The 20338-nt window shown below is 63.9% G+C and carries 29 protein-coding genes and 2 tRNA genes; 20 read left to right on the forward strand and 11 right to left on the reverse strand.

The features are described from left to right. The first annotated feature begins 3 nt into the window (after positions 1 to 3). The 4 genes from NU1_RS01360 (at position 4) to NU1_RS01370 (ending at position 1462) form a co-directional block, all read left to right on the forward strand. Positions 4 to 996: a DUF3566 domain-containing protein gene (locus NU1_RS01360; protein ID WP_067516480.1), complete on the forward strand. Its 993-nt coding sequence runs from the start codon at positions 4 to 6 to the stop codon at positions 994 to 996. A gap of 137 nt (positions 997 to 1133) precedes the next feature. Continuing rightward, positions 1134 to 1207: transfer RNA gene (locus NU1_RS01365), tRNA-Ile, on the forward strand. Between the two features lie 29 nt (positions 1208 to 1236). Beyond that, a complete protein-coding gene (locus tag NU1_RS42655) occupies positions 1237 to 1344 on the forward strand; it encodes a DLW-39 family protein (RefSeq protein WP_212761990.1) in 108 nt (35 codons plus the stop codon). A gap of 45 nt (positions 1345 to 1389) precedes the next feature. Further along, positions 1390 to 1462, forward strand: a tRNA-Ala gene (locus NU1_RS01370). Between the two features lie 171 nt (positions 1463 to 1633). Here the strand turns inward: NU1_RS01370 and NU1_RS01375 are convergent. Both NU1_RS01375 and NU1_RS41035 read right to left on the reverse strand, forming a co-directional pair. Continuing rightward, positions 1634 to 2443, reverse strand: coding sequence for a nucleotidyl transferase AbiEii/AbiGii toxin family protein (locus NU1_RS01375; protein ID WP_067516482.1), 810 nt, complete (start codon positions 2441 to 2443; stop codon positions 1634 to 1636). After that, positions 2440 to 2781 (reverse strand): hypothetical protein, encoded by a 342-nt coding sequence (locus NU1_RS41035; RefSeq protein ID WP_157551923.1) that lies wholly within the window; start codon positions 2779 to 2781, stop codon positions 2440 to 2442. The genes NU1_RS01375 and NU1_RS41035 overlap by 4 nt, the downstream gene beginning before the upstream one ends. A gap of 720 nt (positions 2782 to 3501) precedes the next feature. Here NU1_RS41035 and NU1_RS39920 point away from each other — a divergent pair. Then, positions 3502 to 3702: a helix-turn-helix domain-containing protein gene (locus NU1_RS39920; RefSeq protein ID WP_084520876.1), complete on the forward strand. Its 201-nt coding sequence runs from the start codon at positions 3502 to 3504 to the stop codon at positions 3700 to 3702. Between the two features lie 105 nt (positions 3703 to 3807). On the opposite strand, the gene NU1_RS01390 is transcribed toward NU1_RS39920, so the two are convergent. Beyond that, entirely contained in the window at positions 3808 to 4206 is a 399-nt protein-coding gene (locus NU1_RS01390; RefSeq protein WP_067516488.1) for a hypothetical protein, read from the reverse strand. After that, positions 4203 to 4469, reverse strand: a complete 267-nt coding sequence (locus NU1_RS41040) for a hypothetical protein (RefSeq protein ID WP_157551924.1) — start codon at positions 4467 to 4469, stop codon at positions 4203 to 4205. Before NU1_RS41040 ends, NU1_RS01390 begins: the two co-directional genes overlap by 4 nt. A gap of 221 nt (positions 4470 to 4690) precedes the next feature. Between NU1_RS41040 and NU1_RS01395 the strand changes: the two genes are divergently transcribed. The 10 genes from NU1_RS01395 (at position 4691) to NU1_RS01435 (ending at position 13332) form a co-directional block, all read left to right on the forward strand. Beyond that, the gene (locus NU1_RS01395) at positions 4691 to 5038 is read left to right on the forward strand and encodes a hypothetical protein (protein ID WP_067516587.1); all 348 of its coding nucleotides are present in this window, start codon (positions 4691 to 4693) and stop codon (positions 5036 to 5038) included. Beyond that, complete coding sequence (locus NU1_RS01400; RefSeq protein WP_084520877.1) at positions 5019 to 5552, forward strand: DUF6879 family protein; 534 nt, start codon at positions 5019 to 5021, stop codon at positions 5550 to 5552. Before NU1_RS01395 ends, NU1_RS01400 begins: the two co-directional genes overlap by 20 nt. Next, positions 5549 to 6385 carry a helix-turn-helix domain-containing protein gene (locus NU1_RS01405; RefSeq protein WP_067516490.1) on the forward strand — a complete coding sequence of 279 codons (837 nt, stop codon included), beginning with the start codon at positions 5549 to 5551 and terminating at the stop codon, positions 6383 to 6385. The genes NU1_RS01400 and NU1_RS01405 overlap by 4 nt, the downstream gene beginning before the upstream one ends. 96 nt (positions 6386 to 6481) lie before the next feature. Next, a complete protein-coding gene (locus tag NU1_RS01410; RefSeq protein WP_157551925.1) occupies positions 6482 to 7075 on the forward strand; it encodes a hypothetical protein in 594 nt (197 codons plus the stop codon). A 461-nt stretch (positions 7076 to 7536) separates the two neighbouring features. Then, positions 7537 to 7848: a sigma factor gene (locus tag NU1_RS42955; RefSeq protein ID WP_245719893.1), complete on the forward strand. Its 312-nt coding sequence runs from the start codon at positions 7537 to 7539 to the stop codon at positions 7846 to 7848. Then, a complete protein-coding gene (locus NU1_RS01415; protein ID WP_245719894.1) occupies positions 7796 to 8476 on the forward strand; it encodes a sigma factor-like helix-turn-helix DNA-binding protein in 681 nt (226 codons plus the stop codon). The genes NU1_RS42955 and NU1_RS01415 overlap by 53 nt, the downstream gene beginning before the upstream one ends. Positions 8477 to 8557: 81 nt before the next feature. Continuing rightward, positions 8558 to 9742, forward strand: coding sequence for an NAD(P)/FAD-dependent oxidoreductase (locus NU1_RS01420; protein WP_067516493.1), 1185 nt, complete (start codon positions 8558 to 8560; stop codon positions 9740 to 9742). A gap of 309 nt (positions 9743 to 10051) precedes the next feature. Continuing rightward, complete coding sequence (locus tag NU1_RS01425) at positions 10052 to 11077, forward strand: adenylate/guanylate cyclase domain-containing protein (RefSeq protein ID WP_067516495.1); 1026 nt, start codon at positions 10052 to 10054, stop codon at positions 11075 to 11077. A gap of 414 nt (positions 11078 to 11491) precedes the next feature. Continuing rightward, a complete protein-coding gene (locus NU1_RS01430; protein WP_067516497.1) occupies positions 11492 to 12487 on the forward strand; it encodes an ATP-binding cassette domain-containing protein in 996 nt (331 codons plus the stop codon). Positions 12488 to 12537: 50 nt separating this feature from the next. Next, positions 12538 to 13332: an ABC transporter permease gene (locus NU1_RS01435; RefSeq protein WP_067516589.1), complete on the forward strand. Its 795-nt coding sequence runs from the start codon at positions 12538 to 12540 to the stop codon at positions 13330 to 13332. A gap of 15 nt (positions 13333 to 13347) precedes the next feature. Here NU1_RS01435 and NU1_RS01440 read toward each other — a convergent pair whose 3' ends face one another. Beyond that, complete coding sequence (locus tag NU1_RS01440) at positions 13348 to 13542, reverse strand: hypothetical protein (protein ID WP_067516499.1); 195 nt, start codon at positions 13540 to 13542, stop codon at positions 13348 to 13350. Positions 13543 to 13661: 119 nt separating this feature from the next. Between NU1_RS01440 and NU1_RS01445 the strand changes: the two genes are divergently transcribed. Together NU1_RS01445 and NU1_RS01450 are read left to right on the forward strand one after the other, a co-directional pair. Next, positions 13662 to 14189, forward strand: coding sequence for a peptidylprolyl isomerase (locus NU1_RS01445; RefSeq protein ID WP_067516501.1), 528 nt, complete (start codon positions 13662 to 13664; stop codon positions 14187 to 14189). A 17-nt stretch (positions 14190 to 14206) separates the two neighbouring features. After that, positions 14207 to 15079 carry a rhomboid family intramembrane serine protease gene (locus tag NU1_RS01450; protein WP_067516503.1) on the forward strand — a complete coding sequence of 291 codons (873 nt, stop codon included), beginning with the start codon at positions 14207 to 14209 and terminating at the stop codon, positions 15077 to 15079. Between the two features lie 63 nt (positions 15080 to 15142). Here the strand turns inward: NU1_RS01450 and NU1_RS01455 are convergent, their stop codons facing one another. Both NU1_RS01455 and crgA read right to left on the reverse strand, forming a co-directional pair. Beyond that, positions 15143 to 15583 (reverse strand): PH domain-containing protein, encoded by a 441-nt coding sequence (locus tag NU1_RS01455; RefSeq protein WP_067516505.1) that lies wholly within the window; start codon positions 15581 to 15583, stop codon positions 15143 to 15145. Between the two features lie 212 nt (positions 15584 to 15795). Further along, on the reverse strand, positions 15796 to 16062 hold the full coding sequence (crgA, locus tag NU1_RS01460) for a cell division protein CrgA (RefSeq protein WP_067516507.1): 267 nt from the start codon (positions 16060 to 16062) through the stop codon (positions 15796 to 15798). A gap of 107 nt (positions 16063 to 16169) precedes the next feature. Between crgA and NU1_RS01465 the strand changes: the two genes are divergently transcribed. Genes NU1_RS01465 through NU1_RS01475 form a run of 3 tightly spaced genes read left to right on the forward strand, consistent with a single transcriptional unit; the run spans position 16170 to position 17969 of the window. Beyond that, complete coding sequence (locus tag NU1_RS01465) at positions 16170 to 16808, forward strand: aminodeoxychorismate/anthranilate synthase component II (protein WP_067516509.1); 639 nt, start codon at positions 16170 to 16172, stop codon at positions 16806 to 16808. Beyond that, on the forward strand, positions 16805 to 17518 hold the full coding sequence (locus NU1_RS01470; RefSeq protein ID WP_067516511.1) for a RibD family protein: 714 nt from the start codon (positions 16805 to 16807) through the stop codon (positions 17516 to 17518). The genes NU1_RS01465 and NU1_RS01470 overlap by 4 nt, the downstream gene beginning before the upstream one ends. Further along, positions 17511 to 17969: a dCMP deaminase gene (locus tag NU1_RS01475; protein ID WP_067516513.1), complete on the forward strand. Its 459-nt coding sequence runs from the start codon at positions 17511 to 17513 to the stop codon at positions 17967 to 17969. The genes NU1_RS01470 and NU1_RS01475 overlap by 8 nt, the downstream gene beginning before the upstream one ends. Positions 17970 to 18130: 161 nt before the next feature. Here the strand turns inward: NU1_RS01475 and NU1_RS01480 are convergent, their stop codons facing one another. The 4 genes from NU1_RS01480 to NU1_RS44100 all read right to left on the reverse strand — a co-directional run bounded on the left by NU1_RS01480 (position 18131) and on the right by NU1_RS44100 (position 20313). Further along, positions 18131 to 18994, reverse strand: a complete 864-nt coding sequence (locus NU1_RS01480; RefSeq protein WP_067516516.1) for a helix-turn-helix domain-containing protein — start codon at positions 18992 to 18994, stop codon at positions 18131 to 18133. After that, a complete protein-coding gene (locus tag NU1_RS01485) occupies positions 18991 to 19530 on the reverse strand; it encodes a DUF6879 family protein (protein ID WP_157551926.1) in 540 nt (179 codons plus the stop codon). Before NU1_RS01485 ends, NU1_RS01480 begins: the two co-directional genes overlap by 4 nt. Beyond that, positions 19527 to 19823 carry a hypothetical protein gene (locus NU1_RS41045; protein WP_157551927.1) on the reverse strand — a complete coding sequence of 99 codons (297 nt, stop codon included), beginning with the start codon at positions 19821 to 19823 and terminating at the stop codon, positions 19527 to 19529. The genes NU1_RS01485 and NU1_RS41045 overlap by 4 nt, the downstream gene beginning before the upstream one ends. Positions 19824 to 20088: 265 nt before the next feature. Continuing rightward, positions 20089 to 20313 carry an ImmA/IrrE family metallo-endopeptidase gene (locus NU1_RS44100; protein WP_371859749.1) on the reverse strand — a complete coding sequence of 75 codons (225 nt, stop codon included), beginning with the start codon at positions 20311 to 20313 and terminating at the stop codon, positions 20089 to 20091. Between the last annotated feature and the right edge of the window lie 25 nt (positions 20314 to 20338).

The raw sequence follows: 20338 nt of genomic DNA on the forward strand, positions 1-20338 counted from the left end.
CCATTGACCACTCCGAATCAGCCGAATGACCAGCGGCAGCATGCCAACGGTGTGACCGAGAGGATCGCACCGTCCCCGATTCCGCCGCGCCCCATTCCGCGGCCGGGATCGGCGGAAGGGCAGCCGCAAACGCCCGAAATGTCGGGTCAGTCGGGCGATTTCACGCCGGACGGCCAGACTTCCGGACGGCTGAACGATCCGAACGATGTGACCGCACCCGAGCAGCAGCAGGCGGCCGACCAGGCCACCGGGGACAACTCCCGCTACGACGAGGGGGGCTGGTCCCAGCTACCGCAGCGGGAACCGCAGTCCAACCTGTATCGCCCGGGACAGGCGCCGGTGGCGGGGCGGCCGAACACCTCAGGTGGCGGCGGCCTCAATTCCGGGATGTCCAATGCCCGCACCACCACCGACCTGGCGGCAAAGGCGGCCCGTAAAGAGGCCGCCATGGTGAAGTCCGTCGGTATCGACGGACCGACCCGCAGCATCGCCCGGCCGGAACTGGTCAAGGACATGCCGGACCTCTCGGATCTGCGGCACCCACTGCCGCCTCATATCGAGGCTCCGGCCATGGCGGTACCGGGTCCGGTCTCACCGTCGGCTCCGGCAGCGGTGCAGCAGGCCGTCTCCAATGGCGAGCCGCTGCGGGCGACCGTGCAGCTGCGCCATATCGACCCGTGGTCCACCCTGAAGGTGTCGCTGGTAATCAGCGTCGCGCTGTTCTTCGTGTGGATGCTCGCCGTGGGTCTGCTCTATCTGGTGCTGCAGGGCATGGGCGTCTGGGAGCGAATGAATTCCACCTTCACCGACATTGTGTCCGACGGCGGTTCGTCCTCGGCGATCGTGGACGCGGGCACGGTGTTCGGCTACGCGGGCGTGATCGGCCTGATCAATGTGGTGCTTTTCACCGCACTGTCCACGGTCGGTGTGTTCGTCTACAACAACTGCACCGATCTGGTCGGTGGCGTCCAGGTGACCCTGGCCGATCCGGACTAGATCAGCATTTTCCACAGCTGTGGAAACGGCCGGTCCCGCGAGCTCTCCCGAGCCCGTGACCGGCCGTTTTGCTTATCCCAGCAGTGGTACGGTAACCTTCTGCCTCGGTTCGAGTTACACACTCGGGACCGAGATGAGGGCCTATAGCTCAGGCGGTTAGAGCGCTTCGCTGATAACGAAGAGGTCGGAGGTTCAAGTCCTCCTAGGCCCACTCCCGAACATCTCTGTAGGGTGGGATTCATGAAAATTCTTCTGACAATCGGTCTTGTCGCCGCAGTGGTTTTCGGAATCAGCAAACTGCGCCAGCGCAGTGATGCGGATCTCTGGCACGAGGTCACCACCCGCTGAACAAGTTTCGGGGATTCATTCCCCACGGGGATTCTGTCCCCACTCGGGGCCTTAGCTCAATTGGCAGAGCACTGCCTTTGCAAGGCAGGGGTTAGGGGTTCGATTCCCCTAGGCTCCACTCGATGGAGGTCCATGCCCACGGAGGGCGTGGGCCTCTTTCTCGTTTCGCGTGTTTTTTGGGGGCGGAGCCCCCAAGCCCCACCCGGCGGGCTTCGCCCCCGGACCCCTCTCGGTGTGGTGGTTTCGCTGCCGGTCCGCTGCTGGTGCGTGTAGTCGGTTCTGCTTTCGATCAAAGCCCCATTGCTGGGTCCTGGTTGGCCAAGATGGCCAAGGCGGTCTCGCCCTGAGTTCGATGCTGGCGTGGCAGTGCGCGCCACGCGGAGTGTTCGGGTACGAGGTGGGTGGCCAGCATGGCGATTCGGCGTCGGTCAGAGCCGGCGAAGTCTGCACGTTCCGCGAACGGATCCTCGATGCATGCCAGCAGCGCGGCGGCGTCGTAAAGGTGCCGGTCCCGATCTCGGGAATCCGTCGTATAAGCCGCTGCTTTGAGAATGACGGCACCGTATGGGCGCGGCACGGAGATGTTGGCGACTACGCCTGCTGCTATCTCGATGCGTGCGTTGATGGTTCGGCGCAGCGCTTGGGTACCACCTTCGATGCGAACCATTTCGCGGCCGCGGAGTCGTTCGACAACCCTGGGTGCCGGATGGTCGGAGATTAGGACGTCGACGTGTTCCTCTGTCGGGGCACCCGCGACGAGATCGACGGTTGTCGTTCCGCGAACGAACCGGTGCGCGGTGTTATTGCGTGGGTCGATCGATGGCTGCAGTCGATAGCCGAGGCTTTCGAGTGCGGTCGCCGAAGCAGACGGAATGCCACGCCGGGTCTCGATATGCAGCACAATGTCGACGTCATTGGTCGGGCGGACGATGCCGATACCGTGATGGATTGTGTGCAGCTGGGTCATGAGCCCGCCGACCAGAGTCCAGTTGTCACGAGGGAGCGTGTCGGCCAGTTCGGCGACATTGGGCCACGGTGGTGGCCAGCCGCCGGGCAGGGAAGCGATGTCGATTGTTGGTCGCTGTGGTTGATCGCTCATCGGTATGCCTCCAGCATCTCGGTGAGAGCGCGTTGTCCGACTCCCTGGATACGCGGATCGAGTGCGGTCGCGGCGTCGAGCGCCGCGACGACGGCGCTGGCGGAAACGAGCTTGCGGACCTGGTCGAAGTCGAATTCGGTAACACGCAGGGTGATGTCACCGGAGGGCTCGGCTCGGAGCCCAAGAGTCCGAATCACATTGTCGAGTTCTTGTGCGGCGATGTAGCCGTCGATTTGGTCTTCTCCGCTGTCTACGATGCCGAGAGCGTTCATATTGGGGCGCAGGACAATTGCGCGAAGCCGAGGCAGCGCGGCGCGGTGGGCCGTGAATGTTCGCACGTGCGCGCGGTCGCGGACCCGTGAAACCAGTTCACTCGGGTCTACCAGTTCCCGGAGCGTACGTCGGACCCGCGAGATCTGGGTCGGGCCGAGCCAGTCGGCCTCTCCGCCGGACAGGACTGCGATTGCTCCCCACGCCGTATGCTCGGCCCACGAGCGAGTTCGACCCTGGCGCTGCGACATCAGGTAGCGATCCACCGAGTCGCGTTCTAGCACTCCACGGGCGACCTGGGTCAAGTTTCCAGAATTCACGAGGCGACGAACGTGCCGAATGGAAATCCCAAGCGCTGTTGCCGCAGCTTCCAGGCTGACGAAGTCACTCTCGGTCATGACAGATAATGTCCCATTTCGGACCTATTCTGTAAAGGCGACCGCCCCCGTGAATGTCTGGCGCTGTCGCGTCGACACGTATGTGGGGATGCTTGCGGAGAACGCGGAAACGTTGGGCGAGCCGTGGTCCCCCAGTCTTGGCGACGGGGTGCGGGAACTCCGGGCTCCACCTGCATCCGAGAGACCGCGGAGGTGAGCCGGGCGAAGGTGCTGCAGAAGGTGTGCGAAGTCGAGCATGAGCATGCCCGAGTCAGCTTCGATAGAAAGAAGGTAGACGGAGATGGCTGAGCACACGTCCATGGACGAGCTACGGAGCTCGAGGGTCAACCGAGCGGACTTCGACGCCGACGAGTACAACGCCGGGCGTGCGGAAGCACGGCTGGCAATCGAATTCAATTCGCCAACGCCATCCGCGAACGCCGCCTCGAACTCGGACTCACCCAGACGCAGCTGGCCCAGCGTGCCGGGCTGCGTCAGCCCGAGGTGTCCCGGTTGGAATCCGGCGGCGGCACACCCACTATCGGCATGTTGGAGCGATTGGCCCACGCACTGGAACTGAGGTTTGTCGCCCGGGTCGATCCGAGCTGCTAGCGCCGCCGTGTGCCGCGCGGCTTGTCGTCCTGGCCGTCGTCATCGCCGTTCACCGCGACGTTCCAGTTGTCGTGAGCCTGTCCCTGCGGGCCGGGCTCGGTCAGTTCATCCACTCTGCACCTCCCTCCGTTGCTCGGTTCCCACTTCGAGATGGACCGCGTTGCCACACGTCGCGGCATTGGCCTCGTCGGTGTCGATCCAGCGGGCGTAGGTGTTCTCGCTGTCGACGGTGTTCACATCAGCTATCCGAATCAGCTCGGTCGGGACACGACCAGCGATGAAATGCGCTTCGCTGGGCACGAATACGGCCTCGGCATCGACACGCCGGACACTGACGATCAACTGGTCGATACGGTCAGCGGTACCTGAGCCGAGCACGATGGTTTTGGCGTAGTCGTAGCCGAATCTGGCTGCGAGACTGCGGACCCTGAATTCATCCCATTCCTGGCGGACACCGGACACCTCACGACAGATGTAGCCGACAGCGGTCGGTCGCGGTCTCATCGCATGACCTTCGGTGGCATGAATTCCCGCAGCGCCGGGTAACTGGCAACGAGGGATCGGCCGAGATCGGATGCTCTCCACACCACCGGGCTTTGGCGGGTGCTGACTGTGAATCCGTTGTAGGTCATCCGGTGTAACCCAGCGCGGATCGTCCCGGCTGACAACGCAGTTCGTTCACGCAGCTGCCGGACGGTAAGACCTTCGGTAGGTGTCAATCCGGCAAGCGCGCCGAGCACCTTGGCTTCGGATGCGGTGAGCGCCATCTGATCCCCGTTCGCGGTTGAGCCGTTGTTGGGTGATCGGGACCGGGCCGACCGCATCGGCCCCGAGCGCCTGACCTGACGCTAAACGGCCACATCGCGGCAATTCCAGAAGCTTGCGGCAACTTGCACATGTTCTTCCGAACTACTGCAAGACCGACAATGGCAGCGGACCATTGGAGGTGCTATCCGCAAGGTGCTGCATACCAACAGGAGGAATGGCCATGAATCCTGAACAGGCCAACGCAATTCGGTTTCTAGGCAAAGGCGGTACGACTGGCAACGGGTGCCCATCCGTCTACGTCACCGACCACGGCACATTTCTCATACAAGGGTGGGTCACTGATCAACCGGAGACTGTTGAAATTCCCCATCTACTAATAGGTTTCGTCGAGCCGGACACCTTCATCGGTGTCCATCTGGCAGACACCGGACGCGGGACCTTCCGACTGACCGGGCGCGCGGTGACCGAACCTGAGACGCTGGCGCAGCTCGACCTGTACGAAGATGAGACTGCCATCGAGGTGCCGCTGCGCGAGAGGACGTTCTACGGTGTTGCTGCTGCAAGGTAAGGAATTCATGGAGCCGTTCTTCGATCCTTGCCAGCGGGAGGCGTTCCATCTCGAGGTGCTCGATACCTACGAGACACCGGAGGAGTCCGAGCCGTTTCAGCGGTACCTCGCTGGGCAGCCCGACGACTACTCATGGATGCAGGATTGGCTGGATCTGGTGCGGTCGATGACCGTGCGAGGGGTGCAGGTTCGCAGAGCCCGCGTGATCACCGTTCCGCACACCGACTACACCCGCTTCGCGCTGAAGGTTGCTATCGACTGCAATGCTGTTGCAGGAGAAGAAATCAAGTACCTGCCTCGGCACTTGATCGACGCTGATCTCCTGACCACCGATGATTGGTGGTTGATGGACGACAAAACCGTGGCATTCACAGTGTTCGAGCCGACTGGACAGTTCGTCGGGGGTGCGGTCACCACCGATCCACGGATCGCAAGCTATATCAGGGAGGTGCGAGACCGGGTGTGGGAGCGGGCTATTCCGCTCGCTGACTACGGGAGCCAGAACTCTAAGTGACAAGCGCAGCTCATGAGGCACGCGAAGCTCTCGGTATTCGGCTCCGGGAGCTTCGTCGCGATGCCGGGCTGACCGGTCGGCGGCTCGCTGAACTCGCGGGCTGGCACGAATCGAAGACGAGCCGCATCGAGTACGGCAAGCAAACCCCCTCTGAGGCAGACCTTCGCGCCTGGTGCGAGCACACCGACAGTCGTGACCACTTGCCGGATCTGATCGCGACGCTGCGGAACCTTCAGGCTGCGTACATGGAGTGGCGGCGCATTCTCGGCACCGGTACGAAGCGCCGTCAGAAAGTACAAGTGAAGCTAGAGGCTGAAGCCCGCGCGATGCGCTGGTACGAGCCATCATTGGTGCCGGGACTGCTCCAGACCCCCGCGTACATCAAGGAAGTCTTAACCTGCGTCATCAGGTTCAATGCCATACCTGACGACCTTGAACAGGGACTGACCGCGCGAATTGAGCGGCAACAAGTGCTGTACCACGGCACGCGTCGGTTCTCGTTCGTGATTGCCGAGCAGGTCTTACAGACCACGTTGGGCAACGACTCGGTGATGCTTGGGCAGCTGGATCGTCTGCTATCGGTGATGGCGCTGCCACGGGTGAGCATTGGGATTGTGCCGCGCCGCAACGTGATTGAGGCGCTGGCACCTAACGGCTTCGTGATCTATGACAACCGGCTGGTGCAGGCGGAGACGGTAACCGCCGAGTTGTCGATCAGCCAGCCGCGTGAGATCGCCTTGTACGGCAAATTGTTCACCCAGCTTGCCGCGCAGGCGGTCTACGGCGAAGCGGCCCGCGTATTGATCCAGGCCGAAGTGGAGAAGCGTAGGTAGGGAGGTACCCCTTACCCCCGTGCAGCAACAGCGTCTCGCATAGCAGAACCCAGCCTGTACGGGTTCCAGGGTCGCCGCGTGGTTCCGCTCAGTACCATGGCGATGATCAAGCACCACAATCGAATTGGGGGAGTCGTGGCCAAACCGGTACGAGAAAAGGCCCGTGGTCCCGAGCTGGGGCATCAGCGCCTTGACCGGTACACGGCCGCATACGACTGGGCTGTGAAATGCATCGACACCTGCCACTACCTGGAAGCCATTGCCGTTCTGGACTCCTTGCTCGGTGATCGTCTCTCCAGCCGGTACACCCACATCCTGCGGGCAGAGTCGATCGTGCCCGTCGCAGTTGGAGAAGTTTGCAAGCGGCTCCTTAACGGTGACCCGAAGCTCGCAGCCCCTCAGGTGGAGAGCGATCCACGTTTCCGTGTTGTCATCGACGAAATCTGGGAATGGGCTAGGACCCGCAATAGGGCGATGCACCAGGCGGCGAAAATCCTCCGCAACGGCGATCCAAGGGTTGCGTTCCTTGACATCCTCGAGGAACACCGTCAGACCGCACTGGACGGCGTCGCACTGCTGCGGAAGTTCGATGAACTGGACACCCAGATCCGACAGGAGCGCGGGAAGGTCCCCGGCACGTATCCCAACGCATTCTTTCCGGAGAACCGGATCAGACGTTCCTCGATGTGACGGTTTGGCAGCGCATCCTCAAGCCCACTCGTCGTGTCACCGCCGGAGAAAATACCCCTGGGAATCCGTATACATCCCGAGCGACGGAGCGTTGCGGTGCGAGACCAGACGGGAGGGGAGGGGTGGGGCGGCCAGGGTTTGCGGTGCACGGTGACTCGCGATGTGCGGAGTGACTTGACGCTGACACGCTAACGACACGTTTTCAGTGAAGATCGACCGAATTTTCCGGGAACCAATGGGAAGCTTGATAGCAGTGTCGGGGCAGGTAGAACGCAGAAACGGGAACCAGTGAAAATCCTCACCGGTTCCCGTCCGCTAAGCAGGGGTTAGGGGTTCGATTCCCCTAGGCTCCACAGATGACCAGCGGAAACGCTGGTCATTTTCTTTTGGAACCGATCCGCGTGGATGCGAAGCCCGGTACGGCTGGACGCGACCGATGTGCATGGCCGACTATGGCTGACATGTTGCTCACGCGCGAGGCTGATCTGTTCGAAAGCTCCAGGGGGCGCCTGGAGGCGATCGCCTACCGCCTACTCGGCTCGGCCGGCGATGCCGAGGACGCCGTGCAGGAGACGTATCTGCGCTGGCAGGCAGCCGACCGTGAATACGTGGAGACGCCCGATGCGTGGCTGACCAAGGTGCTCACCAATCTCTGCCTCAACCAGCTCACCTCGGCCCGCGCGCCGGGAAACCTATGTGGGGCAATGGCTTCCGGAGCCGGTGCTGGCCGGCGACCCGATGTTGGGCCCGGCCGACACCGTCGAACAGCGTGAATCGGTGTCGATCGCCATGCTCACGCTCATGGAGCGGCTCACCGCAAAGGAGCGCGTGGTGTACGTGCTGCGCGAAGCCTTCGGCTACCCGCACCACGAGATAGCCGACCTGCTCGACATCACCGAATCGAATTGCCAGCAAGTCTATCGCCGCGCCAAACAGCACTTGGCCGTGGAACGGGCGCGCATCGAGGTGGACGAGGCCGCCGCCCGCGTGATTGTAGCGGAATTCCTCACCGCGGCGATCAGCGGCCGAACCGACAAGCTGGTGCGGTTGCTCACCGATGACGCCACCATCATCGGCGACGGCGGCGCCTTCTACGCCACCTTGAACCGGCCGCTCGTCGGCGCCGAGCGCATCGCGCAGTTCCTGCGGCTCGCCTTCAAACCTTCCGATGCCAAGCGGGACAGGTTCGGCGGCAAGCCCACGGCGTTCGCCGCGATCGTCAATGGCAGGCCGGCGCTGGTCGTGGTGGCCGAGGATCGCATCGTCGGCGTCGTGGTGCTGGAGGCGACCGTCGACGGCATCGCCGCCGTGCACGCCCACGCCAACCCCGACAAGCTGGCGTACGCCAATCGCCAGTGGGCCACGTACGCGCCGGGAGCACCCCTGCCCGATTTGTGGTGACGCGCATCACAGTCGATTCCTGTCAGCATTCGTGCGGCTGTCCGGTTCAAGTTCCGAACCCACCGAGACAGGAGCAACACCATGAAGCACCGCATCGTCATCCTCGGAGCCGGGTACGCCGGAGCCACAGCCGCCGGCCGCCTGGCCAAGCGACTGCACCGCGACGACGTCGAGATCACGCTGGTCAACGCCGATCCCGACTTCGTCGAACGGGTGCGCCTGCACCAGCTCGCCGCCGGGCAGGACCTGCCGGTCCGCTCACTGCGGAAGATGTTCGCGGGCACCGGCGTCGAGGTGCGCATCGCGTGGGTGGATTCGGTCGACGCGGACCGCAAGACCGTCGAACTGATCGGCGAGCAGGGAGCCGAGACCCTCGCCTACGACACACTCGTCTACGCCCTGGGCAGTACGGTCGCCGATTTCGGTGCGCCCGGCGTCGTCGAGCACGCCCACCAGGTGGCAAGCAAGCAGGCCGCGCTACGGCTACGGGAACGTCTGAACCAGCTGCGGGCGGACGAGACCGTGCTGATCGTGGGAGGCGGCCTGACCAGCATCGAGATCGCCACCGAGATCGCCGAGGCGCGCCCGGATCTGAAGGTCGCCGTGGCCGCGCGCGGCGGTGTCGGCGACTGGCTCGACGAGAAGGCGCAGAGCCACCTGCGCGGCGCGTTCGAACGCTTCGGTATCACCGTCCACGAGCAGGCCGACGTCACCCGGGTCGCCGAAGATGGCGTTGCCACCCGGTCGGGCGCGAAGATCCTCGCGCAGATGACCGTCTGGACAGCGGGATTCGACGTGCACCCGATCGCGGCCGCCAGCACGCTCACCGTCTCCGCGACCGGGCGGATCGTCGTCGACGCCACCCAGCGCTCGGTCTCGCACCCGGATGTGTACGCCATCGGCGATGCCGCGCACGCTGCGGGAGTGGGCGGCAAGACGTTGCGCATGGGCTGCGCCACCGCCTCCCCGATGGCCTGGCTGGGTGCCGACGCCATTGCCGCCCGGTTGGCCGGACGTGAAGTCCCCAATGCCCCGATCGGCTACAACAGCCAATGCATCAGCCTCGGCCGCCGCGATGCCATCCTGCAGAAGGTGACCAAGGAGGATCAGCCGACCTCGAAGGTCGACGTGGGCCGCAAGGCCGCCCGCATGAAGGAGTTGATCTGCTCGATCGCGGCCTGGTGCGTGCGGCACCCGACCCTGTTGGCGCCGAGCCGGCGTCGCCGGGTCGAGACCGGCGCGGCGGCCTCGGTCGAGACCGTCTGAGCGCGCGGGTGCGAAACGGCACCGGTCCGCGCCAGCCCGTTGCGGCTGGCGCGGACCAGTTTCCGGCCTGCGTGATTCGCAAGGTCAGGGGTTTGTTTCGCCCGAACCCCTCCCGGCGGGCTTCGCCCCGGACCCTCACCCCGCGTTGTCGTTTCGTCTCCGTTCGCTGTCCTCTGTTCGTGCCGGCAACCGCCGCTGAGCGTTGTCCACCGTGAGAAGTCCAGGGCTTGGACGTGCGGGGTATGTGAGGGTGCACAGGCACGGCGCGTGCGTGTGGGTGTCGGGAGCTTGCGTCGTAAGGTGGCGGGCATGGCTTCCACCGAGATATCCAAGCTGGTCCAGTCGGTGGTGGAGCCGTATCTGCTGAGCGGAACGCGTAAGTACAACCGGCGGCAGGTGGCCGACCTGACCGGGGTGCCGTCGACACTGTCGCGGCGGCTGTGGGTTTCGTTGGGCTTTCCCGCCGATCCCGATGACAGCGCCGTCGAATTCACCGATGCCGATGTGCAGGCCGTTCGGACCTTCACCCAGTTGAATGTGCTTGCGCGGGCGGATGTCCCACGACAGACGGCCGCCGCGCGACAGCTCGGACAGTCCATGGCGCGGCTGGCGGAGTGGCAGGTGGATCTGGTGACCGAGGAGATCCTCGACCGGATCGCCGCCATCACCACCGCCAATCCGGCCGCCGATCCGGAGACGGTGGCGCGGGCCGCGACCGAGGAGGTCGTCTCCGAACTCGAACAGCTGCTGTCGTACGCGTGGCGGCGGCAGTTGGCCTCCTCGCTGGCACGTTCGCTCGACGGCGGTGCGGTGGCGGGGGACCAGATGCGCCAGCTGGCAGTCGGATTCGCCGATATGGTGAGCTACACCCGCCTGACCCGGCATTTGGATCCGGAGGAGCTGTCGGCGCTGCTGGAATCCTTCGAGACGGTCACCAGCAATGCCATTACCGCCAATGGCGGCTGGGTCATCAAGAATGTCGGCGACGAGGTCATGTACGCGGCGAATACGGCCAGGCAGGGTGCGCGCATTTCGCTCGCCATCCAGGAGGCCGCCGAGGCCTCGTCGGGGATCACCACGGAATTGCGGATCGGAGTGGCGTACGGCGAGGTGCTGCAACGGTTCGGCGACCTGTACGGATCGGTGGTGAATGTGGCCGCGCGGCTCACCGGTGTAGCGCGTCCGGGAACCGTACTGATCGACGACGGCGCGGCGGCACAGCTGGACGGCGATCCGGAATTCGTCCTGCGTCATCTGCGCAGTGTGCGGGTGCGGGGAATTACCCGATTGCGCGGGCATGTGCTGCGCCGCAATGAGATTCGTCCACTGATCTGAGAATTTCGGCACTGCGCCGCGAATTCGCCACCGGCCGACGGCGTCCCCTGGAAATAGGGGCGGGCCTCGGCGAAGGGGGGGAGTTAGCCGAGGCCCGCAGTAGGTCGGCCCCGGGGGGGAGGGGGCCGACGGGAACGATCCTACGCGACGATTCGTATTTGCGTGTGCACGGCGGCGATCGGTTTCCAAGAATTTTCCGCCGGAACCTGTCGTACCCCGGTGCGAACATGTGTTCGCGCACGAGCTGTCGCCGCGGTCTTGCCTCACGGGTATTTCAGATCCACCTAATTAGGATGAAATCACCCAGGCCCTGGGCAATACTGGGGCAATAGGCAACTGGTCATGGTCGACAGTATCTGCGCAGCTCAGAACCCACGAGACAGCAGCTCGGAACCACGAGACACCAGGAGAATCATGCCCGACGCAATCGTCGCCGAGGGTCTGGTCAAACGGTACGGCCAAGTGGTCGCACTGGACGGACTCGATCTAACGGTGCCCGAAGGAACGGTCACGGCCCTACTCGGCCCCAATGGTGCGGGCAAGACCACCGCGGTCCGCGTCCTGACCACCTTGCTCATCCCCGATACCGGTCGCGCCATCGTCGCGGGCGTCGACGTACTGAAAGATCCACGGTTGCTGCGATCGAAAATCGGTACTTCGGGTCAGTACGCGGCCGTTGACGAATACCTCACCGGTTTCGAAAACCTCGAAATGGTCGGTCGGCTCTACCACATGGGGACACAGCGCAGTAAGCAGCGAGCGCGCGAACTCTTGGAGCGGTTCCGGCTCTCCGATGCCGCCGACCGTCCGGTGAAGGGCTACTCGGGCGGTATGCGACGGCGGCTCGACCTGGCGGGTGCGCTGGTCGCCAATCCCCCGGTGCTCTTCCTCGACGAGCCGACCACCGGTCTCGATCCCCGTGCGCGACTGGACCTTTGGGATGTCATGGAAGAACTGGTGGCGGGCGGCACCACACTGCTGCTGACCACCCAGTACCTGGAGGAGGCCGACCGGCTGGCCGATTCCATCGCGGTTATCGACCACGGCAAGGTGATCGCCGAGGGCACCTCCGATGAATTGAAGTCCATGGTCGGCGGTGACCGCATCGAACTCACCGTGGACCACGTGGACAACCTGGGTATCGCCCAGCAGGCCCTGGCCGGGCTGGCGTGCGGTGAGATTCGGCTGGAGCCGGGCCTGCGGCGCATCATCGTCCCGGTCGACAATGGCTCACAGGCCCTGGTCGATGCGATCGGGCAGCTGGTCAAACATGAGGTGGCGATCCATGACGTCGGTTTGCGGCGTCCGTCGCTCGATGACGTCTTCCTATCGCTGACCGGGCACGAGGCCGAGGAATTGGTGAACGGCTCGCAGGCGGCGGAACTGGCGACGGAAGGACAGTCCCGATGAGCGCGACCCTGACGACCGTCGAGAATCCGACGCTGGCACAGCGGGCGGTGATGTTGGCCAGCGACAGTCTGACCATTACCAAGCGCAATGCCATCAAGATCAAGCGTGTTCCGGACGTACTGATCTTCACCACGCTGTCGCCGATCATGTTCGTACTGCTGTTCGCGTACGTATTCGGCACAGCCATTCAGGTTCCCGGGATGGAGGGCGGTTACCGCGAATTCCTGATCCCGGGCATTTTCGCCCAGACGGTCATCTTCGGCGGCACCTTCACGGGTTTGAGCCTGGCCGAGGATATTCAGAAGGGGATTATCGACCGGTTCCGCTCGCTACCCATGGAGCCCGCGGCCGTGCTCATCGGACGCACCAGCGCCGATGTCGTGATCAATGTGGTGAGCCTGGTGGTCATGTCGCTCGCTGGTCTGCTGGTCGGCTGGCGGATCCGCGGATCGTTCGTCGACGCGGTGCTGGCGTTTCTGCTCCTACTGCTGTTCGCCTACTCGATCTCGTGGATTATGGCCATCATCGGCTTGATCGTGCGTGCGCCCGAGGTGTTCAACAATGCGGTCTTCATGGTGATCTTCCCACTCACCTTCTTGGCCAACACCTTCGTACCAATGGATAAGCTGCCCGCTCCGCTGAAGCTGTTCGCGGAATGGAATCCGGTATCGGCGCTGACGCAGGCGTGCCGCGATCTGTTCGGCAACACCAATGCTGCGATGCCGCCGCCGGACACCTGGTCGATGCGGCACCCGGTGATCACCACCCTGGTCTGGGTGGTCATCATCCTGGTGATCGCCGTACCCCTGGCCGTACGTCAGTACAAGCGTTCGGTGAGCCGCTAGGTACGAATTATTTTCTCAGCGCGCGGTTTCCGTGCCCGCCTCGGCGAGCGGGGTGGGTGCGGAACCGTTGCGGGAATAGCCCAGGCGCGGCGGTTCGGCCGCCGGGGCGGGTGGTTGGGGGCGCCGGTTCAGAATGGCGGCCACAATGCTGCCGGCCACTCCGAGTAGTGCCGCCGCGATCATTCGGTTGCGAAAACTCCCCAGCTCCATGCGACCACTGTGGCACAGCAGGGGATTTCGCGCAGCAAGGGGTCATGACCGCAGGTCGTCGCGGGTCCGACGGTAGGTCACTGAGCCGGTACACCGGGGCGACCGCATAACATGGGCGCGTGACCTCACCGAATCAGACCGCCGTGGCGACGCTGCATACCAACCTCGGCGATATCAAGATCGCGCTTTTCGGTAACCACGCCCCCGTGACAGTGCGGAACTTCATCGCATTGGCCGACGGTTCGGCCCCGTACACCACGAAGAACGCCTCCGATGGCACGTCCGGCCCGTTCTACAACGGCTCGGTCTTCCACCGCATTATCGATGGCTTCATGATCCAGGGTGGTGACCCCACCGGCACCGGCCGTGGTGGACCGGGCTACGAGTTCAAGGACGAATTCCATCCGGAGCTGCGCTTCGACCGCGGCTACCTGCTGGCCATGGCCAATGCCGGTCCGGGCACCAATGGTTCGCAATTCTTCATTACCGTCGGTCCACAGTCGCACCTGAACCGCAAGCACACCATTTTCGGGGAGGTGGTGGACCCGGATTCCCGCAAGGTCGTCGATGCCATCGCCACCACCGCGACCGATCGCAACGATCGTCCCAAGGACCCGATCGTGATCGACAGCATCACCATCAGCTGAACCGGAAAGCAGTCGAGATGAATCCGCAGCCACCCGCACTGTCGTGTTACCGCCACCCCGACCGACCTACCGGTCTGGCCTGCACGCGGTGCGGGCGGTCCGCATGTCCGGAATGTCTGCGCTCGGCCGCGGTCGGCCAGCATTGCGTGGACTGTGTGAATCAGGGCCAGAAGGATATTCGCCAGGCCCGCACGGTGGGCGGGGCCGCGATATCGCAGAACCCGCGACCGTTCGTCACCTACGCGCTGATCGCGATCAATGTGATCATCTACGCCATTACCGCGTTCGAAGCGGGCAATGTGATGGATAACCGCGCCTCGAATCTGTTCCGGGAATGGCGTTTGGTGCCCGCGTTCGTCGGCGACGGCGAATGGTTCCGGGTGATCGGCTCCGGATTCCTGCACTTCGGCCTGATCCACCTGGCCGTCAATATGCTCGCGCTGTACCTGCTCGGCCCCTACTGCGAGGCGGCCCTGGGGCGCGCCCGGTATCTGGCCGTGTACGCCGCCGCACTGCTGGGCGGTTCCGCCGCGGTCATGGCAATGGTCGATCCCCTGACCGCCACCGTCGGTGCCTCCGGCGCGATCTACGGCCTGTTCGGCGCGGTCGCGGTGATCATGCTGCGTACCCGGCAGAACATGACCCAGATCGCCGTACTGCTGGCGATCAACCTGTTCATCAGTGTGTCGGTGCCGGGAATCTCGGTCTGGGGACACCTCGGTGGTCTGACGGCCGGAACCATCGCCGCTGCGGGCATTCTGTACCTGCCCCGCTGGCTGCGTGCGAAGAACCAATCCGCCGCCTCGGCGATCGGTTGGGGTTCGGTGGCCGTGGTCGCCCTGGCCGCGCTCGCCATCACCGTGGTAGCCGCGCCGACGATCATGTACTGAGCCGGATGGCGGCGGTTCAACCGCCGCTTATCCACATTCCACAGGGCTGTTAGCAGAATCGCGCTATCGGGCGAGATGGGTACGCAAAGACTCGAGCACATCCTCGGGATGTGCGCCCAGATCCCAGCGCCCGAAGATCAAAAGGCGCTCATCGCCGTCGTCGTTCACGTCCAACTCGAGCATGGGCATCTTGCGTCCGAGACGCCGGTAATTCACCACGCGGGCTCGAATCACCTGCTGCGGTGTGTACCGCTTGGGACCGGACACACCGCGTACCACGATGGGGTCCGCGGTTCCCGGTTCGATGGCCAGCCGGGGACGCTGTCGCAGCCCCACACCGGCCATGACCAGCAGTGCGAGTGCGGCCAACCCGATGAGCAGCCGCCCAGCGGAATCCTTCGACAGCACCGCCGCGACCGCGAGCACAATGCCGCCCGCGGCACAGACGGCCAGGGCCGCCGGCGGGGTGGACCACGTCAGTGCGCGGGAGTCGGTCGGTGTCATTCCCCAAACCCTCCTCGAGTTGTCCACAGGCTCATCCACAGGTGTGTATGAATAACACGTTTGTAAGGCGATCAAGCTCACTGTCGGCCGCAATATGTAGCGGTAGCCCCGGTCCGAACCCCGCTCATCTTGTGTGGGCTGGGGATGAACTTCGCAGAGCTTGCCAAGCGGGAGATGATCTCCTCCGGGGCGGGGCAGGTGCCCCGGCCCGACTACCTCCAGCGCATGGTCATGATCAGGCCCACGACCATGAGGCCGAACCCGATCAAGAAGTTCCACGGACCCAGCTCGCTCATCCAGCTGATCTCCTCAGCCGCCAGGTAGTACACCAGCAGCCACACCAGACCGGCCAGCATGAAACCGAGCATGACGGAGACGTACCAGACCGGCGACGGACCAGCCGACTTCACCCGCACCGGGGTGCGATTGGTTGGATTGATCGTGTAATCGGACTTTTTCCGGACCTTCGACTTGGGCATGACGTCCTCGATTTCGGCGTGCAGGTCTGGGTAAAGGTTAGCCCAGGTGAGTCAGGGGCAGGGTATTGCGTGCGACAGGCTGACCAGCGGGCACGTACTCTCGATGCATGCGTGTTCTGGTCGTCGACAATTACGACAGCTTCGTATTCAACCTGGTGCAGTATCTCGGGCAACTCGGTGTGGACGCGACCGTCTGGCGCAATGACGATCCGCAGCTCGCCGACGTCGACGCCGTGGTCACCGAATTCGACGGACTGCTGATCAGCCCCGGTCCGGGGACGCCGGAGCGGGCCGGAGCCAGTATCGATCTGGTGCACGCCTGTGCGCGACACGAGGTGCCGCTGCTCGGGGTGTGCCTGGGGCATCAGGCTATCGGGTCGGCGTTCGGCGCGACCGTGACGCGCGCGCCGGAGCTGCTGCACGGTAAGACTTCGGAGGTTTTCCATATCGGCGCGGGCGTGTTGGCGGGTCTGCCGGATCCGTTCATCGCGACGCGCTACCACTCGCTGACCGTGCTCGAAGAGACCATCCCGCCAGAGCTGGAGGTGCTCGGCCGCACCGAAACCGGAATCGTGATGGCGATGCGGCATCGCACGCTGCCCATCCACGGGGTGCAGTTCCATCCCGAATCGGTACTCACCGAGGGTGGGCACCGCATGTTGGCCAACTGGCTCGGGGTATGCGGTGCACGTCCCGCGGAGGGCCTGGTGCGGACGCTCGAAGCGGAAGTCGCGGCGCTGGTGTGAGCCACGCCGACGGTGCGCCGAACCGCCGACCGCGGGTAGTGCTGTCGGTGGCGGTGAGCATCGACGGCTACCTGGATGATGCGGGGCCGAATCGGCTGCTGCTGTCCAATGACGCCGATTTCGATCGAGTGGATCAGCTGCGCGCCGATTCCGATGCCATTCTCATCGGTGCCGAGACCCTGCGGCGGGACAATCCGCGGCTGCTGGTCAACAACGCCGCACGCCGGGCGGCCCGGGTGGCCGCCGGGAAACCCGAAAATCCGGTTCGGGCAATCGTTTCCGCCAAGGGTGAGCTCGATCCCGCCCTGCGGTTCTGGCACCACGGCGGCGATCGGCTCGTCTATACGACCGATGCCGGAGCGGAACGTATCGGGAATTCGTTGACCGGTCTGGCCGACGTCGTATCTCTCGGCGGTGCGGTCGATTTCGCGACGCTGCTGGGCGAGCTCGGCGCGCGCGGTATCGAGCACCTGATGGTGGAGGGCGGCGGCACCATCCACACCGCCTTCCTGTCCGGGGGCCTGGCCGACGAGATCCTGATGGCCGTCGCGCCCATCCTGATCGGCGATCCGGCCGCACCCAGCTTCCTCGGGCCCGCCGCGTATCCCGGTGGCCCGCAACGTCGGATGCGATTGGCCGAGGTCGGCCGGGTCGGTGATATGGCGCTCCTGCGCTACCTGCCACAGGAGGAGGTCGACGAAGATGGATGAGCACCGCCTGCACCGTCAATGGATGCGCCATGCCATCGGTCTGGCCCGGTTGTGCCCGATCAGTCCCACCGCGTTCTCGGTGGGCGCGGTCATTGTCGGCGCGGACGGCGTGGAGATCACGCACGGCTGGTCGCGGGAGACCGATGAGAAGGTGCACGCCGAGGAATCGGCGCTGAACAAACTCGACCCGGACGATCCGCGGCTGCCGCACGCCACCCTCTACAGCACGCTGGAGCCGTGTTCCCAACGCGCCAGCGTGGACCGGGCGCCCTGCACCGATCGCATTCTGCGGTCCGGAATTCGGCAGGTGGTCATTGCCTGGCGCGAACCCGGCACCTTTGTGGAGAACTGTGTAGGAGTGGAGAAGCTGCGCGAACGCGGCATCGAGGTGGTCGAACTACCCGATTTGGCCGATGAGGCCATGTCGATGAATCGGCACCTGAAGCTCTGAGGCAACGGTGGCGACAGCGCCACCGACGAATCGGCCGGTCGGCTCGAACACGGTGAACGCGGGTTTCATCGTCCATCAACCACCAATCATCGGTGGTCAACAGGCCGGGGTCGATTCGGATGGATACTGGCCGCTGTGCCTGACCGTAGGGCACAGCACGGCTAGATGGTCCCATCCCCCATATCTAGCGAACCGGCGTGAACCGACCGCGCTTCAGCAATCAAGTCCCTGGCAGAGTCGCCGAACACCGCCGACTTGGCCAGCAGTTCAAAAGTCCGTTCGTACGTGCGTATTTCAGACGGACTGGTAACTGTCAGCTCAGCGCTCGGTGTCTCGACCATCACCATCGCGTCGTCAAACACTATGAACCCTCGCGCTGGGCACCGATACAGCGCCGTCAGCGGAATTATGCCCAGGCTCACGCGAGGGTTATGGCTCGCGTCCAGCAAGGTGTCCATCTGGGTAACCATCACCTCGGGAGAGGCGACGGTGCGGTACAGCGCTGCTGCCTCGATCAGGAACGTGAAGCGTCTGGCACCGCTGTGCAGCACCTTCTTGCGCGCCATGCGGACAGCGACGGCATCGTCCAGATCGTTGCGGCCTCCGGTCATGTCGATACAGGCGCGCAGGATGCCTCGGGCGTAGTCAGCGGTTTGCAACAGACCTGGAATGACATTGACCTCATGCCAGCGCAGGCCCTTCACGACAGATTCGATCTCGATGGACCGTCGTTGCCTCGGCGCGTGTCCTCCTGCGGTGATCCGCCGCCATTCGAGGTACATCGACCGGAGATTGCGCAACGCCGCGACCAGGTCGTCATAGGCCGCTTGCTTGCCGACCGCACGGCACCAGGCAAGCAGGTCGTCTTCGGTGGGCTGCTGCTTGGCCCATTCGATCCGCGAGACCTTTGATGGATGCCATCCGCAGACGGCAGCGAGTTCCTTACCGGACAGGTGGGCGTCCCTGCGGAGTTCACGCAACCGAACTCCGAGAGCTGCCCTTGCCTGTCCAGCGCTGCTACTCACCTGGCAGCGAACTCCGACTCGATGTACTCGGAATGGTCGATACCCAGTCCCCACAACCGATCCCACGACCCAGCGCACAGCGCAACTATTTCGGGGTCAGTGGTAACGGCCACTCCTGTGGTACCCCCGGCGGGGTCGGTGGTGTTGAAGACCACCATCTCGCGATCGAACACCCAGTAATCATCCATCGGCACGTGTCCGCTGTCAGCGGCGAGGTTCCGAGGTAACCAGCGCACCTGCTCACCGTTGGCGATCGTCCGATCCGTCACGGACATCAGCCAGCGAACGTAGGTGGTGTGCGGAACCGACACCACGCGCACGCGCGCTACGGATACGCCCCGGCCGGTCGTTTCCTGGATCAACCCATTCCAGGCATGAAAGGCCGCTGGCCGCTCAGTCGGTGGTGGTTCACCGGCTGCAAATCGGCGCAATGCATCATCCTCGCTCGACACCGAGTAGGAGTCCTTCGTTTCGACGTGGAACGCCGACTTCTTCGCAGTACGGAAGAAGTCATCAAAGATGCCGGGGCCACTCAACGCACGCACGCGGGCACCTCCACCGCGGTTTCGGTTGGATCCAAGGTGAGTTGCATTCGAACCTCGTCCGAAACAGGCTCACCCGTGATCACCACCATTCCAGGAACTTCGGTGGTCTCCACCATCAGCTGCATACCAGGCTCAGCCCAGTTCAGCAGCTCGTGAGGAACGAGCACCGCAGTACCGTTACGGAGCGAATCCCCCTGGGCAATAAGCCCATTCGCTTCTGTGACATAGAGGGCTGGACATCCGCCGTTCTCCGAACCTGACCCGAGCAATCGCAAGATCGTCATGGAGCTCTCCTATTGCTTTGAGAGAAACGTGAGTATTGCAATTATTGCTGCAATCGCCCTCTCGACGTTAGAGATCCGCGCGCAATCTCCTGCAATCAGGCTGTGGACTGGGCTGCGGCTTCCCTAGCGTCAAGTCCAGGCGTTCGAAGCCGGTGCAGCCGACAACGCCCAAACCTCTCAGCAACGGCGACGACGGCGAACGGGGATCAGATGGCATTCACCGAATCCGAAGCCAAGGTGCTCGGCGCGCTCGCCGGATTGACACCTACCGAAGGGCTGACCGTCCGGCAACTGCGTGAACGAACTGCTTTGTCAGCCGGGACGACGGGGTCGGTGACAGATACTCGACCAGGCTCGCGGTCGGTATGAGGAACTCCGAGGCGAACGCATCGGCTTCGCGCTCAAGCGCCGCCGTCGCACAGGGCTCACCGTCGTGTAGTACCAAGTGGCCTTGAGGACCACCGCCAGACCGCACTGGACGGCGTTGCATTGCTGCGGAAGTTCGATGTACTGGA

Source organism: Nocardia uniformis NBRC 13702, assembly GCF_001613345.1.
Classification (GTDB): Bacteria; Actinomycetota; Actinomycetes; order Mycobacteriales; family Mycobacteriaceae; genus Nocardia; species Nocardia uniformis.